Genomic DNA, 15,541 nt, shown 5'->3' on the forward strand with positions numbered 1-15,541 from the left:
TGGTGGCCCGGATGCCTCGTTGCCAGCGAGACCGGAAGCGCGTCGGATCAGGGAGCGTCGAGGAGCTAGCCGCGGTGCATCCCGACGAGCTGCCACAGGTGCAGGAATGCCCCTTCTGTCGCATCGCGAGCGGAGAAATTCCGGCCTACGTAGTCTACGAGGACGAGCAGACCTGTGCCTTCCTCGATCACCGGCCGCTCTTCCCCGGGCACTGCCTAGTCGTCCCCCGAGGCCACTATGAGACACTGCCCGACCTACCGGCCGCGCTGGTCGGGCCACTCTTCCAGAGCGTCCAGCTCTTGGCCGCGGCGGTGCCTGATGCGATGGGTGCCGACGGCACCTTCATCGCGGTCAACAACCGCGTCAGCCAGAGCGTGCCCCACCTGCACGTCCATGTCGTGCCGCGCCGCAAGGGCGATGGATTGCGGGGCTTCTTCTGGCCTCGCCAAAGGTATGCGAGCGAGGCGGAGATGGCGCGCACGCGCGACGCCATCCGCCTCGCGGTGGAGCGAGCGCTGGCCGGAAGAGATTAGAGGGGCATGACCGGCTCGTCCTGCCGGCTGGATCGATCCGAGTGACGGCGAGCGCCCGTGCTCTCCTGATCCCGCGACGCAAGAAGCTGCCCGCTCCTGGCGCCGACGGCCAGCCGCCACGACGAGCACTACCTGGCAAGAGGCCGGCCACGCTGGAATACCGCTCGGGGCTTGACCGGGAATCAAAGCGCTGCTAGAATGGCATTCAAGAATTCGAATATACGGATGGAGTTACGGAGTTGATCGATCTCGAGCGCAAGCGCGAGCTGTACCGGCTACAAGCAGAGCTCTGCCAGACGCTGGCGGATCCGACGCGGCTGGAACTGCTCGAACTGCTCAGCGAGGGGCCGCGGCCGGTCAAGGCACTGGTCCGGGCAACCGGTCAGCGCCAGGCCAAGATCAGCCAGCACCTCGCGGTGATGCGACAGCGCGGGATCGTCGTAGCCGAGCGGATGGGTACCGAGATGCACTACTCGCTGGCCGATCCGCGGATCCTCGAAGCCTGCCGCATCACCCGGGAGATGCTGGTCGACCGGCTGCGGCGACAGCATGCGTTAGCTGAGGTCGCTCAGGGGGAGTAGGCTAGAGGCATGCCGATCTACGAGTACCGCTGCGAAGAGTGCGGAGAGCGATTCGAGAAGCTCGTTCGCCGTACCGAACCGGACGAGGCGATTCGGTGTCCCCGCTGCGGGGCGACAGAGACGCGGAAGCAGTTCTCGACCTTCGCCGCCCGCGGGTTCGATCGGGCGACCGGCAGTGGGATCGCCTGCGCGCCGGGGAGCAACTTCGGCTGAGCCATCGGCTGAGCGGGCCGTGTGCCTGCAGCGTGGTAGCACGCCAGAACGCCTGTGAACGGAGGTAACAGGGATGGTGACGTATGGCTTCGGAACGAGTATCGACCTTCCTTTTGACCGAGCAGTCGAGCAGGTGCAGGAGGCGCTGAAAGCCGAGGGGTTCGGTGTCCTCGCCGAGATCGACGTCCAGCGGACGCTGCGGGAAAAGCTGGGAAAGGAGATGGAGCGCTATCTGATCCTGGGCGCCTGCAACCCGCAGCTCGCGCACCAGGCGCTCGACCGGGAGCGAGAAATCGGGCTGCTCCTACCCTGCAACGTCGTCGTGCGGGAAGTCGAAGGCGGTAGCTGGATCGGTATCGCTGACCCGCAGGCGATGCTGTCGGTAAGCGGGAATCCGGCCCTGGACGAGTTAGCCACGGAGGCGAAGGCGCGGTTGCAGCGGGCACTCGGCTCGCTGGCCCGCGCGCGAACGGAGTCCTAACCATGTTCTTTCAACAGATCCTCCGGGATGACATCGGTTGTGCGGCCTACCTGGTCGGCTCGACCCAGGCCGGGGAGGCTGCCGTCGTCGACCCGCGGCTCGACATGGTCGACGAGATTCTGGACCTCGCCGACCGCGAAGGCCTGCGCATCCGCTACATCATCGAGACCCACAACCACGCAGACCACGTCTCTGGACATCACCTGCTCGCCGAGCGCACTGGCGCGGCGATCGCGATCCATGAGTTGGCCAGGGCAGCGTATCCCCACCTGCCCCTGACGGACGGCGACGAGCTGGCGCTGGGCGAGGTCGTGCTGCGCGTGATCCATACCCCAGGGCACCGTCCCGAGCACATCGTCATCGCGGTGATCGACCGGTCGCGCGGCCCGGACCCCTGGATTCTGCTGACCGGCGACTCGCTCTTCATCGGCGATGTGGCGCGGCCGGATCTGGCGATCGACGGTCGGGAGGGAGCCAGCACCCTCTATGAGAGCCTGCACCAGCGCCTTCTTTCGCTGCCCGAGGGAACTCTGGTCTATCCCGGTCATGTCTCGGGGTCGCTCTGCGGTCGAGTCGATAACCGGATGACGGGAACGACGCTCGGCTTCGAGCGGCGGTACAACCCCGCCCTCAATATCCTCGACCGCGAATCGTTCATTCGCCATATGACCGAGGGGCTGCCGGAGCGGCCACCGAACATGGCGCGCATCGTGGAGCTCAACCGGGGCGCCGAGCCGCCGCGAATACCGGAAGCGAGGCCGCTCTCGCCGGAAGCCGTGCGCGACGTCATCGATCAGGGCGGCGCGACGGTGCTCGACGTACGCTCTCCGGCCGAGTTCGCGGCCGGCCACATCCCGGGAGCGGTGTCGGTGCCGCTGCGCGGTGGGCAGTTCCAGAACCGCGTCGGGCTGGTGGTGGCGGCCGAGGTACCACTCATCCTGGTCACGGCGTCCGACGCTGAGGCAGAGCAGGCGGTGCAGGCCCTCGCAGTCATCGGCTACGACCGGGTAGCCGGGTACCTGGCCGGAGGCATGGACGCGTGGGAGAAGCAGGGGTATGCCTACGTTAGCCTGCCGGTGCTGACCGTGCGAGAGCTGTGGGAGCGGATGAGTCGTGAGCCATCGCTCCAGGTGCTCGATGTACGCGAGGAGTCCGAGTGGGCTGCCGGGCACATCGCGGGTGCCGTCCACCTCCCCTTCTATCAGCTAGCCCGCGACAATCCACCGATCGAGCCTGGCCGACCGGTAGCGGTCATCTGCGGCAGCGGCACGCGCAGCGCGATCGCGGCCAGTCTTCTCCAGGCTCGCGGCTGGGAGCGGCTGTTCAACGTCTCCGGCGGGATGACCGCCTGGCGGGCAGCCGGCTTGCCGGTGACTCCAGAGCCAGCGTTGGCCCGTTAACGATCGCCAGGGAGAGAGCGAGTCGCCAGCCATGATCTTACGTCGACTTTTCGCCCGGCAGCCGGTTCCCGAGGTCACGCCGGAGGAAGCGCGGCGGCGGCAGCAGGCCGGCTCGTTGATCGTCGATGTCCGGGAGCCCGAGGAGTGGAAAGCCGGCCACATTCCGGGTGCGGTTCACGTCCCGCTCGGTGAGCTAGGCTCGCGCCTGCACGAACTCGACGTCGAGCGGGAGCTGATTCTGGTCTGTCGCAGCGGCAACCGCAGTGCTCGGGCGACAGTGCTGCTCCAGCAGGCCGGATTCCGCCAGGTCTACAACCTGAGCGGTGGGCTGATCGCCTGGACTCGGCAGCGCCTGCCGCTCGTCTGAACCGCCCGAGCGCAGGCGCACCGCCGGCACCCGAACGTCCGAGGGCGGAAAAGCTATGCTATTGCAGGGGCGCGCAGTCGTTCCTCCCCGCGATTGAGCCGGCCGCGCGTCATGTGTGAGAATCGTGGCTGAGCCGAAGCACTCCAGCCAGTGGGAGTGGAAACGATGGCCGGCCACACGTTGCACTGCCCCAGATCAGATCTGCTCTACACGCTAGCCAGCATCGTCACGAGCCCTCCGCGTGAGCGTGGCTGAAGGACGATGGCGAAGCCGCTCCTCGACCGCAGCATGTCCGGACAGCGACCCGCCGCCTCGCCGCGGCGGAGCAGCCGGCTATGGCCGGCGCTGAGCCGGCTCCGGCGCCACGTGCCCACAGTCCTCGACCTGGGCTTCCTGGCCGGCTTCTGGCTGCTCTACTTCTGGCCGCTCCTGGTCCGGCAGGAGTACCTGATCCCCTACGACATCATCGAGCAGCACTATATGTTCCAGGCCTTCGTCCATCGCTCGCTCGTGGCCGGCCAGGCGCCCTGGTGGACACCGCACATCCTCGGTGGTTACCCGCTGACAGCCGATCCGCTGACGATGCTGTTCTACCCGCCGGCACTGGCGATGCACGCGCTGGCCTGGCGTGAGGTGCTGCTGCCATATCTCTATCTCGAGTGGCTGGCTGCGCTGCATGTCCTCTGGGCAGCAGCCGGTACCTACCTGCTGGCACGCTCGCTGACTGGTTCGCGCGCTGGGGCAGTCCTAGCCGCGCTCACCTACGCCTTCGGCGCTTTCTTCGCCATGCACCTCCCCCATCTGAGCGCGCTGGCCGGGCTGAGCTGGCTGCCATGGATCGTGCTCGCCTTCCGGCGGGCACTACGCGAGCGAAGCCTGTTCTGGATCGGCCTGGCGGCGCTCGCCTTCGGGATGATGGCGCTGGCCGGTCACGCCCTGACGATGCTCCAGATCGGCTACCTGCTGCTCGGGCTCACGCTGCTGGCTACCTGGCGTCGGCGATCAGAGGCAGGGCCGGCCCTGGAGGTGCCGGAGGGTGCTGACCGGAGCCACGGCGACGTCACCCAGGCGACCGAGCCCGTGGGCAGCCTGTGCCCGACCGCGGGCGCGGATGGAACCCGGCGGCCGTCCGTGCCCGCCTGGAAAAGCCCGCTTCGGCTCGCCGTGCTGCGGGCGATGGGGGGTAACCTCTTGGTCGGCCTGGCCGTCGTCGCGCTGGGGGCCGGGCTGGCCATGGTCCAGCTCCTGCCCTCCTGGGAACTCGGTGCCCACACCGAGCGGGCGAACTTTCCCTACGAGGAGGCGGTCGTCTCGTCGATCCAGCCGCACTGGCTCGTGACGATGGCGCTGCCGAACTTCTTCGCCACCGACGGCCCGGCGCCGTACTGGGGCTCGGGCGATCCGGCCGAGACCAACCTGTACGCCGGGCTCCTGCCGCTGTTCCTGGCCGCGCTGGGGGTCGCCCGTGCCAGGCCGGAGGACCGGCGCGCGACTGCCCTGCTGGCTGTGGGGGCATTGCTGGCACTCGTGCTCGCCTTCGGGGAGCACACCTGGGTCTACCGGGTCGCCTACGACCTCCTGCCGGGCGTGGATCGGGTGCGGCGGCCTGCCAACTACGTCGCGCTCCTGCATCTGGCGCTGGCGCTGCTCGCCGCCTACGGCGTGAAGGCGCTCGAGCGCGAGCCAGCGGGCGGCGGGAGCAGCGGGATGCTCCTCCGCTGGCTGCGAGGGGCGCTGCTGCTCGCGCTCGGGCTCCTCGTTCTGGGGGCGTTCCTGCTGGCCCGCTCGGCCGGTGGCCCGGGCCAGCAGGTCATGCAGGGGATCGTGGATGGCGTTGTCCTAGCCGGTCTGGTGTTGCTGGCGGCCTACTCGGCCATGCTGGCGCGCGTCCACTGGCACCTGCCGCTCAGCCTGCTGCTCGTGCTCCTGGTCGGCATCGCGGCGTTCGACCTGGGTACGGCCACTGCCAGCGCGACCTACAAGCATCACCGGATGCGACCTGACTCGTACATCGGGCTCGACTGGGCAGGAGACCCCTCGGCGCCGACGGTGCGGCTCCTGCTCGAGGCGCAGCGGAGTGCCCTCCCTGAGCGGTTCCGCATCCTGCCGAAGCAAGCTGGGTCGATCTGGGAGAACGGCCCGCTGCTCTGGAGACTGGACAGCGCCTGGGGCTACAGCGTGCTCTGGCCCACCTACTACCGCGAGCTGTTCGACGCGGCCACCGCGGACCCGAACTCACCGCTGTTCGACCTGCTGAACGTGCGCTACCTGCTGACGCCGGGTCCCATCGAGGAGGTCTCCCCCGGGGCCCACCCAGGCAAGTTCTCGCTGGTGCACCAGGGAGCACCCTGGATCTACGAGAACCGCTCAGTTGGGCCGCGAGTGTGGGTCGCGTCCCAGGCTATCCCCCTGCCTGAAGCAGAGCAGATCCCCTACTTGCGGGAGCACGCCGGAGCCCTGCGCGACGTGGTGGTGCTGGACGAAGGGGTACCGATCCCGCCGATTGGGAGGCCTGGTTCGCAGGGAAGCGGGCCGGCCGGGAGCGCCGAGATCCTGCGCTACGAGAACACGCGGGTGGTGATCCGGGCCAGTCTGGCAGAGCCGGCCTTCGTCGTGCTCGCCGACACGTTCTACCCGGGCTGGGAAGCGTCAGTCGACGGCGCGCCGGCTCGACTCTACCGGGCAAACCATGCCTTCCGGGCGGTATGGGTGCCGGCCGGTGAGCATGAAGTCGAACTCCGCTTCGCCCCGACGACGCTACGCCTGGGCTCGCTGGTGTCGGCGCTGGCATTGCTGGTGGTAACTGGACTGGTGGTGCTGGGACTCGGCCGGCGACGAGGCCGGTCATCCGCACCTGACTCCGGAGTCGACGGCTGAGGTGCCGGACACCCACCCCAGGGACCAGCGCAGCTCGATCCCCATACCCGCATCACCTCGACTAGCCACGGGGTGATCGTGGCATTGCTCGCGGGTAGCGCCGGACACCCGCACGTCAATTCGGTTGGACGCCGGCAGCATCCCCTCCGATCCGCTAGAGGATCGCGCCTCGTCTGCGGCGAGAGGTCACGTTGGGAGTCTCGCAGATTCGCTATCGATAACGGGTATTGACAGGCGCAACAGCCTCGTGCCAGAATGACTTATACATATGGCAGTGTGCCGTTGCTGGCGATCGTACCGGCAGCGGAACGAGGGAAGCTTTCGTCTGATCGATGGTGAGGAGGAGGTCGAGATGAGAGCTCGTCGCGCCCTTTCGATTAGCCTCGTGCTTGCCTTTATCCTGGCGCTAGGCGCTGCCTGCCAGCAAGCCGAGGGGCCCGGGCAGGCCGGGCCGAGTCCGACTCCCGCAGCTCCGGCGTTCCAGCCACCGCAGGACGAGATCGGCGTGGTGGAAATCAAGCCAGGGGAGCCGATCGTCCTAGCCGGAGCGCTGGTAATCGCAGGACCCGACGCCGCGTTGGGAACGGACTCGATGCGCGGTATCGAGATCGCGATCGACGACCTCGGCGGTGAGTTGCTCGGTCACAAGATCGAGCTGATCAAGGAGGACACCGGTTGCAATCCGGAGGGTGGCCAGGCGGCGGCGACCAAGCTGGCGGCGAACCCGAAGCTCGTCGCGATCGTCGGCACCTCCTGCTCGTCCGAAGCGCGGGTGATGGCACCGGTGATCAACGACGCCGGGATGGTGATGGTCTCGCCCTCCAACACGGCGCCGGACCTGACCGATCCCACCAAGCATGTCGAGGCATATCTCCGCACGGCGCACAACGATAAGGTGCAGGGCAAGGTCGCGGCGGAGTTCGCGTTCAACTTCCTGAAGGTCAAGAAGGCTGCGACCATCCACGACGGAAGCCTCTACGCCGAGCAGCTCGCCAATGTCTTCGCCGAGGAGTTCAAGAAGCTCGGTGGCGAGGTGGTAGCCCAGGAGGCGGTCGGGCCGGACGACACGGATATGCGCCCGGTACTGACCCGGATCGCGACCCAGCAACCCGAGATCATCTACTACCCGATCTTCACGAAGGCCGGTGGCTTCGTGACCCGGCAATCCAAGGAGATTCGCGGCCTGGAGAACGTGAAGCTGATGGGCGCCGACGGCCTGTTCTCGCCGGACTTCGTCGAGGCTGCCGGTGACGCAGCGGTCGGGATGTACCTGAGCAGCCCGGACGTGACCGCCTTCGGCTCGGGCTATCAGGACTTCGTCGCCAAGTACGAGAAGAAGTACGGCGAGAAGCCGATCTCGATCTTCCACGCGCACGCTTACGATGCCACCATGATGATCGCCGAGGCGATCGAGAAGGTGGCGGTCGAAGGACCGGACGGCACGCTCTATATCCCGCGCAAGGCGCTGCGCCAGGCGCTCTACGAGACGGCGAACTTCCAGGGCCTTACCGGCAACCTGACCTGCGACGAGAACGGGGACTGCGCCGACCCGAAGATCGCCGTCTACGAGATCGTCAGCGCAGACACGTCTGGCTGGCCAGACCAGGTGGTGAAGAAGGTCTACCCATAGCGCGCGGTGTTCGGCCGCAGGGCTGAGCACTCTCGGCCCTGCGGCCTCTCGTGTTTCTGCACGAGCGGGAGAGACGCGTGGCGAGTGCAGCTCGACGCCTGGCAGTGCTGACCGGTGGCCGGCGGATCGACCTGACGATGGTGATCGCCTGGACTATCGGCGCCCTTGTGCTCGTGCTCGTCCTGGTCGGCTCGTACCAGACGCTCGTGGCCGGCCGGTACACCGCCGGGCAATGGTTCGACTTCATCGTCTTCGGCCTGGCCCAGGGCGGGATCTATGCCTTGATCGCCCTGGGGTACACCATGGTCTACGGCGTGCTGCGGATGATCAACTTCGCGCACGGCGAGGTCTTCATGAGCGGGGCCTTCAGTGCGTTCTTCCTGGCCGATGCCCTGGCACGGCGTGGGTTTCTAGAGTCCAGACCGATCATCTCTCTGCTCGCCCTGCTGGCGTTCGCCGCGCTCGTCTCGATGACGATCGCGGTCATCCTGGAGCGGATCGCCTATCGTCCACTGCGTGGCGCGCCTCGCCTCGTACCGTTGATCACCGCAGTCGGGGCATCGTTCTTTTTGCAGTACACCTTCCGCGGGCTGTTCGGTAGCGGCGTTCGGGTGTATCCCACCGTTCCCCTCCTCGAGGGGACGATCCTCGGCATCCAGATCAAGCTGATCGTCGTTTTCCTGGGTGCGCTGGCGACGCTCGGCATCCTCTGGGCCTTCCTCACGTTCACTCGAACCGGCCTGGCTATCCGCGCCGTAGCGGAGGACATGGAAGCGGCAGCGTTGATGGGCGTCGATGTCAACCGGGCCATCTCGAGCACCTTCGCGGTCGGCGGAGCGATGGCGGGCGTTGCCGGCGTGCTCTACGCGCTCGTGTTCGCCCAGGTGCAGTTCTTCATGGGGTTCCTGCCGGGTATCAAGGCCTTCACTTCGGCCGTCCTCGGCGGCATCGGGAACCTGCCGGGAGCCGCGCTCGGAGGGCTCGTGCTCGGGTTGGTCGAGTCGGTCGGCCCGAGCCTGTTCCTCGACGGGCTAGGCATTCCGGCCGCCCACCAGCTCAAGGACGCGATCGCCTTTACCATCCTCGTACTCATTCTGATCTTCCGGCCCACAGGGATCCTCGGGGAGCGACTGGGCAGCCGGGTGTAGTGGGCATGGAGCAGGCTGTGCGTCGCGCGCTCGTCTTTGGCCTCATCGGTGGATTCGCCGCCTGGCATCTCAGCCTGGTCGGCCTGATCGAGGCGTTCGCGGGCCGCCGGTTGATCGGGCAGGGGGTGACGTTCAGCTACGTCCTGCTGCTCGCCCTGATGCTCACCGTCGGCTACCTGGTGGGACGCCGGATAAGCAACTGGACTGGCCTGCTCGGGGCGGCGCTGGCCGGGTTGCTCGTTGGACTGGCACTTTGGGTGCTCGCCCTCCTCGTCGCTACGGTCGACCTGCGAACGGTCTTCGTGGCCGCTTCGCCTGCGCTGCCGGATATCCTCACGTTCAACCGGGGCACCGGCGCCGTGGGTCTGGCCGTCCTCCTGCTCGTCGGCGCGGCGGTCGGCTTTCTCGGCGGGGGGTTGACCTGGCTCCCAGCGACTGGTCGCCGTGCCGTGCTCACCGCGCTGGCCATCGCCGTCCTCGTCGGCCTGCTGCGCGATGTGCTCAGTCCGATCTTCCCCGCTCCGGTCATGGGCTTCCTCTTTACCCCGACCGGCGGGCTCTCACTGCCGGGCACGGCCACGGTGCTGGCGCTCGCCTTGGCCGTCCCGATTGCTCGCCAGGTTCTGGCGAACCGGGCGAGCAGCCACCGGGGATCGCTCTCGGTGCGGGCACTCCAGCGACGCCGGGTAGCGGCCCGGGTCATCGGCGTCGTCTTCCTGGCGTCGTTCCCGCTCTGGGCCGGGCTCTTCCTCAGCAACGTCAGCGATTTCGTCGGCCTGTACATCCTGATGGGTCTGGGGCTCAACCTCGTCCTGGGCTTCGCCGGCTTGCTCGATCTGGGCTACGTCGCCTTCTTCGCGATCGGCGCGTACTCGATGGCGGTGCTCACTTCGCCGGAACTGGGACACTTCACCCTCGGTTTCTGGGAGGCCCTGCCGATCGCGGTCGCGATGACCGTCGTCTCGGGGATCTTAATCGGACTGCCCGTGCTGCGGATGCGCGGCGACTATCTGGCGATCACCACTCTGGGCTTCGGCGAGATCGTCCGCCTGCTGGTGCTGTCCGACTGGCTCAAGCCCCACCTCGGAGGGGCGCAAGGTGTGACGCGCATTGCCCGCCCGGAGCTCGGCCCGTTCGTCATCGATCGCCCCCAGGAGTACTACTATCTCATCCTGATCGGATGCGGCCTGGCCTGGTTCCTCTCGGTGCGCCTGCGCGATTCCCGCATCGGCCGGGCGTGGATGGCCATCCGCGAGGACGAGGATGTGGCCCAGGCGATGGGAATCAACCGGGTGACTGCCAAGCTCCTGGCGTTCGCCACCGGCGCAGCGATGGGTGGGCTCAGCGGTGCCCTCTTTGCGTCGCTGGTGAATTCAGTCATTCCGCAGAGCTTCTCCCTGCTGGTGTCGATCAACGTGGTCGCGCTCCTCGTCCTGGGCGGGATCGGAAGCCTGCCCGGCGTGGTGGTCGGTGCCCTCGCCCTCGTCGGCCTGCCGGAACTCCTGCGCGAGTTCCAGGAGTACCGGCTCCTGGTCTACGGCGTGGTGCTGGTGGCCATGATGATCTTCCGGCCCGCCGGTCTGTGGCCGGAGGAGACGCGAGTACGCGAGCTGGAGGAGGCCGCCGAGGAGGGCAAGACGAGAGCGCCCGCCGAAGTCGCTGCGGTTACCCAGGACGGAGCGTGAGCCATGCTGCTGGAAGCACGCAGGGTCACCAAGCGTTTCGGCGGCGTCGTCGCGCTCCACAACCTGGATCTCGGAGTCCGCGAGCAGACGATCCACAGCATCATCGGGCCGAACGGAGCTGGCAAGACCACCTTTTTCAACTGCGCTACCGGCTTCCTCGTGCCAGACGAGGGCGAGATCCTCCTCGACGGTCAACCGATTACCGGCTTGCGACCTGACCAGATCGCGCATCGAGGAATTGCCAGGACGTACCAAAACATACGGCTATTCCGCTACCTCACGGTGCTGGACAACGTGTTGATCGGCTTGCACCCCCATGTCCGCTACGGGTTTCTCGACGCGGTCGTGCACACCAGGCGTTACCACCGGAGCGAGCGGGAGGCCGAAGCCGAGGCTGGCGAGCTCCTGCGCTACGTCGGCCTCGGGGGCAAGGAGTTCGTGGTCGCGAACAACCTCTCCTACGGCGACCAGCGCCGTCTGGAGATCGCCCGCGCGCTGGCCTTGCGCCCGCGCCTCCTGCTGCTCGACGAGCCGACCGCTGGCATGAACCCCTACGAGACCGATCAGATGATCACGCTCATCCGACGGCTGCGCGACGAGCGCGGCATGACGATCCTGCTGATCGAGCACGACATGAAGGTCGTGATGAATATCTCCGATCTCGTCACGGTGCTGGACTTCGGTGAGAAGATCGCCGAGGGGAAACCGGCCGAGGTGCAGGCCGACCCGCGGGTGATCGAGGCGTACCTCGGACGAGGGGCAGCGTCAGGTCTGGGCGGGATCGCGGCCAAGGTGCTAAGCGACGAGAGCGCGTCCGATGCCAGTTCTTGAGCTCGAGTCCGTCCATGTGTATTACGGACCGATCCACGCGCTCAGGGGCGTGTCCTTGACTGTCGAGCGCGGGGAAATCGTTACGCTCCTCGGCGCGAACGGCGCCGGCAAGACCACCACGCTCCGCTCCATCTCCGGGCTGATCCGCCCGGCCAGGGGCCGGATCGCCCTCGAGGGGCGGAACATTGTAGGGCTTCCGCCGCACGAGATCGTCAAACTGGGCGTCGGGCACGTCCCTGAAGGACGGCGGATCTTCCCCCGGCTCAGCGTGGAGGAGAACCTGGCGCTGGGCGCCTTTACCATCACCGATCGACAGGAGATCCGGCGGCGGCTGGAAGAGGTACTCCAGCTCTTTCCCCGCCTGGCCGAGCGCCGGCGGCAGCAGGGCGGCACGCTCTCGGGGGGCGAGCAGCAGATGCTGGCCATTGGCCGGGCGCTGATGATGCAGCCGCGGATTATGCTGCTGGACGAACCGTCCATGGGGCTGGCACCGGTGCTCGTCGAGAGCATCTTCGAGGTGATCCAGCGCCTGAACCAGCGAGGGACCACGATCCTCCTGGTCGAGCAGAACGCCCGGATGGCGCTCGAGGTCGCGCACCGGGGGTACGTGCTGGAGACCGGGAGCATCGTGCTCGAAGGCCCGGCCGCCGAGCTGGCCCATGACCCGAAGGTGCAGGCGGCCTACCTCGGTGCCCGGGAGTGAGCGGGCCTACGCGCCGTCTCCCTGACCGCCATCGGCGGCCAGATCGAGCAGCGGGGCAGCCCGCTCCAGGTGCGCGTTCCCCAACCGGGCGATGATCCGCGCCACCTCGTGCGCTGGCGCCTGCCCCATCCCCTGCGCGCTGGCAGCGACGTAGAACTGGTGCGACAGCGCGGTAAGCGGTACCGGGCTGCCGAGGTCTGCACCCAGTCGCACGGCGAGCTCCAGATCCTTCTTCATCAAGTCGAGCCTGAAGTTGGCAACCGGCGTCGGCGGTCGCAGGAGCTCCGGCACGACCTCGTTCCAGAGCTGCCAGTCGCCGCTGCTCGATCGGACGACCTCGAACACCTTGTGCAGATCGGCACCGGCGTTAGCGGCGAGGGTGAGTGCCTCGCCGATAAGCACCAGCGCCGATCCAGCGATCAGGTTGTGGACCAGCTTGATGACCTTACCCATCCCCGGCCCGCCGACCAGGTGAATTTCCTGGCCGAGGACCTGCAGGATCGACAGCACCTGCTCGAACACGGCTGGCTCCGCCCCGACGATCAGCGTCAGGCGGCCCTGCTGCGCCTCCACCGGCCCGCCACAGACCGGCGCATCGACGACCTGGATCTGGCGCAGGGCGGCATCGGCCGCGATCCGCTGGATCATCATCGGCGTCGCGGTGCTGAAGTCGATGACGATCGCACCGGGCCGCAGGTGTTCCAGCGCGCCCTCTGGACCGATGTAGACCTCGAACAGCTCGTTATCAGTCGGCAGGCAACTCATCAGCACGTCAGCCCGGTCGGCCACCAGGAGCGGCGTGGGCATGGCGATCGCGCCCACTGCTTCGAGGGCACGGGTTGCCTCTGGTCGACGGTCGGACACCATGACCTCGTAGCCTGCTTCGAGGAGGCGCAGAGCCATGGGACGTCCCATGGTGCCGAGACCGATGAATCCTATGCGTGGCTTGCCCACCGATCGACTCCTTGCCGGTTGCCTGGACCTGGCCATGGTCACTATGAGATGAGGCGCCCCACCAGGGGCGTCTCGGCCTGGACACTCCGCAACGTCAATCATGCACTGTACGGGGGTAGTGAGGCTAGCTGGCGAGCAGCTCCGGCGGGCTCCCCGGCAGCTTCTGGGCCGGAAGCAGGAGCGTGAGCCCGCGCTGGAAAAGCGTTGCCACACCATCGGCGCTCAGTGGACGGGCGATGTAATAGCCCTGGCCACGGGTACAGCCGAGCGCGCGCAGGTGGACGAGCTGCATCTCGGTCTCGATCCCCTCTCCGACCACGTTGAGCCCGAGGGCCCGGGCGACCGAGACGATCGTCTGGATAATCGCCGCCTGGGCCTGATCCTGCCCGAGCCGCTCGACGAAGGTCCGGTCGATCTTGAGGCAATCGACCGGCAGCCCGCTCAGGTACCCGAGGCTCGAGTACCCCGTCCCGAAGTCGTCGAGCGCCAGCTCGATGCCGTGCGCGCGAAGATCCTGCAGCCGGCACAGCACCGCCTCGTCACTATCTACGAGCAACGACTCGGTGATCTCGATCTTCAAACGGCTGGGCGACAGGCCGACTTCGTCCAGCGTCGCGGCGATCTCCTGCACCAGGCCCGAGTAGCGGAGCTGGCGAGGGGAAAGGTTGACGCTCAGCTTGAGCTCGGGCGGCAGGTGAGGGAACCGGCTCAGCCACTCCCGCATCAGGCGGGCTGCTTCGCGCAGTGTCCAGCGGCCGATCGGGATGATCAGTCCCGTCTCCTCAGCGATCGGGATGAACTCGGCCGGTGAGATCAAGCCGTGCTGGGCATGCTCCCAGCGCAGCAGCGCCTCGAGCTCGACGATCCGGCCGGTGTCGAGCTCGATCACCGGCTGGAAGTTCAGGAAGAACTCCTCGCGCTCCAGCGCGCGCAAGAGATGGATCTCGAGCTCCAGGCGCCGGCGCATCCCCCGGTCGAGCGCCTGGCTGAACACTTTGTAGGAGCCTCCGCTCGCGCTCCGGGCATTGGCCAGCGCCATCTCTGCCTCCTGCATCAGGTCGGCGGGCGTGGACGTCTCGGTGCTCAGCGCGATGCCGAAGCTCGCTGTCAGCATCACCTCGCGGTTCGTGAGCGGGATCGGCCGGTGCAGGTGCTGCATCATCCGCTCGGCGACCTCGATCGCGTCGCGCTCGCACTGGAGCCCCTCCAGCAGGATGGCGAACTCATCGCGCTCGAGCCGGGCCAGCGTATCGCCCCGGCGCAAGCCCTTCCTCAGTCGCCGGGCGACGGTAAGCAGAACCTGGTTGCCGGCGGCCACGCCGAAGCTGTTATTGATGATCCGGAAGCGGTCGAAGTCCAGCACGATGACTCCGACCCGCCCCTTCCGCCGGTGGCGACGGGCCAGCGCGTGCCCCAGGCGCTCGAGGAAGACCCCGCGGCCGGGCAGGCCGGTCAGCGGATCATAGTCGCCCGTCTCCTGCGACGGTGACAGGCCCTGCTGGCGGGCGGCCAGGCAGAGCAGGTTGGCCGCCAGTGTGAGGCAGGAAAGCTCAGCCGGGCACGGCACCCGTGGCTCGGGAATGCAAGCGAAGATCCAGCCGAGGTGGCCGGCAATCGGATCTTCGATGGGCACTGCCCAGAACGCCTGAAAGCCGGCACGAGCGACCATCTCGACCGGCGGCTGCCAGGCCGGGTCTTCGACAGGAGCTGCGATGAGCGCCCCGGCTGGCCTCTCCGGGGGGCCAAACGGGACCCCGGGGACATCGGCGAGGCTGCGGACACGCTTGGCGAGCAGTCGAAAGGCGGGGAGCGCCTCTTCCGGGAGCCGGGGATCACTCGCCATCTCGATCTCGGGGTGAGGCCCTCGGATCGCCATCAGCGTCGCCAGTTCGGGAAGCGCGGCGCCCAGATGCTCGCCGATTGCCTGGAGGACCTCTCCGAACGTGGCCCCGTGTAGAGCCCGGTTGAGCACGCTGTTGACCGCGTCCAGCGAGCGGTGATCGACCGGTGTCACCTCAACTCCACCTCCACGGATGGCCGACCGGAGACGATCGTAGAGCCCAGCCGAGAAACCGGCTAAGGTCGAGCAGCCGCCTGGCACCACGCCTCTCCACTCGGCGCGCGACGGTCGACTCGTC

14 protein-coding genes are annotated in these 15,541 nt (G+C 67.4%); 12 read left to right on the plus strand and 2 right to left on the minus strand.

Going from position 1 to position 15,541, the window contains the following annotated elements:
- Positions 1-74 precede the first annotated feature (74 nt).
- From NET02_RS11080 to NET02_RS11135, 12 genes are all read left to right on the plus strand, one after another.
- On the plus strand, positions 75-533 hold the full coding sequence (locus NET02_RS11080) for an HIT family protein (RefSeq protein WP_284057479.1): 459 nt from the start codon (positions 75-77) through the stop codon (positions 531-533).
- Positions 534-772: 239 nt separating this feature from the next.
- Positions 773-1,114 carry an ArsR/SmtB family transcription factor gene (locus tag NET02_RS11085; RefSeq protein WP_284057480.1) on the plus strand — a complete coding sequence of 114 codons (342 nt, stop codon included), beginning with the start codon at positions 773-775 and terminating at the stop codon, positions 1,112-1,114.
- A 9-nt stretch (positions 1,115-1,123) separates the two neighbouring features.
- Positions 1,124-1,327 carry an FmdB family zinc ribbon protein gene (locus NET02_RS11090; protein ID WP_284057481.1) on the plus strand — a complete coding sequence of 68 codons (204 nt, stop codon included), beginning with the start codon at positions 1,124-1,126 and terminating at the stop codon, positions 1,325-1,327.
- Between the two features lie 73 nt (positions 1,328-1,400).
- On the plus strand, positions 1,401-1,808 hold the full coding sequence (locus tag NET02_RS11095) for a DUF302 domain-containing protein (RefSeq protein WP_284057482.1): 408 nt from the start codon (positions 1,401-1,403) through the stop codon (positions 1,806-1,808).
- Positions 1,809-1,810: 2 nt separating this feature from the next.
- Positions 1,811-3,208 (plus strand): MBL fold metallo-hydrolase, encoded by a 1,398-nt coding sequence (locus NET02_RS11100; RefSeq protein WP_284057483.1) that lies wholly within the window; start codon positions 1,811-1,813, stop codon positions 3,206-3,208.
- A 31-nt stretch (positions 3,209-3,239) separates the two neighbouring features.
- Positions 3,240-3,575 (plus strand): rhodanese-like domain-containing protein, encoded by a 336-nt coding sequence (locus tag NET02_RS11105; protein WP_284057484.1) that lies wholly within the window; start codon positions 3,240-3,242, stop codon positions 3,573-3,575.
- Between the two features lie 261 nt (positions 3,576-3,836).
- The gene (locus NET02_RS11110) at positions 3,837-6,452 is read left to right on the plus strand and encodes a YfhO family protein (protein ID WP_284057485.1); all 2,616 of its coding nucleotides are present in this window, start codon (positions 3,837-3,839) and stop codon (positions 6,450-6,452) included.
- Positions 6,453-6,804: 352 nt separating this feature from the next.
- Positions 6,805-8,082: a branched-chain amino acid ABC transporter substrate-binding protein gene (locus NET02_RS11115; protein ID WP_284057486.1), complete on the plus strand. Its 1,278-nt coding sequence runs from the start codon at positions 6,805-6,807 to the stop codon at positions 8,080-8,082.
- Positions 8,083-8,159: 77 nt separating this feature from the next.
- Positions 8,160-9,230: a branched-chain amino acid ABC transporter permease gene (locus tag NET02_RS11120; RefSeq protein WP_284057487.1), complete on the plus strand. Its 1,071-nt coding sequence runs from the start codon at positions 8,160-8,162 to the stop codon at positions 9,228-9,230.
- Between the two features lie 5 nt (positions 9,231-9,235).
- Complete coding sequence (locus NET02_RS11125) at positions 9,236-10,915, plus strand: branched-chain amino acid ABC transporter permease (protein ID WP_284057488.1); 1,680 nt, start codon at positions 9,236-9,238, stop codon at positions 10,913-10,915.
- A gap of 3 nt (positions 10,916-10,918) precedes the next feature.
- The gene (locus NET02_RS11130) at positions 10,919-11,746 is read left to right on the plus strand and encodes an ABC transporter ATP-binding protein (RefSeq protein WP_284057489.1); all 828 of its coding nucleotides are present in this window, start codon (positions 10,919-10,921) and stop codon (positions 11,744-11,746) included.
- Positions 11,733-12,449, plus strand: a complete 717-nt coding sequence (locus tag NET02_RS11135; RefSeq protein WP_284057490.1) for an ABC transporter ATP-binding protein — start codon at positions 11,733-11,735, stop codon at positions 12,447-12,449. Before NET02_RS11130 ends, NET02_RS11135 begins: the two co-directional genes overlap by 14 nt.
- A 6-nt stretch (positions 12,450-12,455) precedes the next feature.
- Here the strand turns inward: NET02_RS11135 and NET02_RS11140 are convergent, their stop codons facing one another.
- Positions 12,456-13,619 carry an NAD(P)-dependent oxidoreductase gene (locus NET02_RS11140; protein WP_347711032.1) on the minus strand — a complete coding sequence of 388 codons (1,164 nt, stop codon included), beginning with the start codon at positions 13,617-13,619 and terminating at the stop codon, positions 12,456-12,458.
- Positions 13,528-15,417: a putative bifunctional diguanylate cyclase/phosphodiesterase gene (locus NET02_RS11145; RefSeq protein ID WP_284057492.1), complete on the minus strand. Its 1,890-nt coding sequence runs from the start codon at positions 15,415-15,417 to the stop codon at positions 13,528-13,530. Before NET02_RS11145 ends, NET02_RS11140 begins: the two co-directional genes overlap by 92 nt.
- Positions 15,418-15,541: the final 124 nt, after the last annotated feature.

Origin of the sequence: Thermalbibacter longus, assembly GCF_023806485.1 — a bacterium.
GTDB lineage: Bacteria > Chloroflexota > Chloroflexia > Thermomicrobiales > Thermomicrobiaceae > Thermalbibacter > Thermalbibacter longus.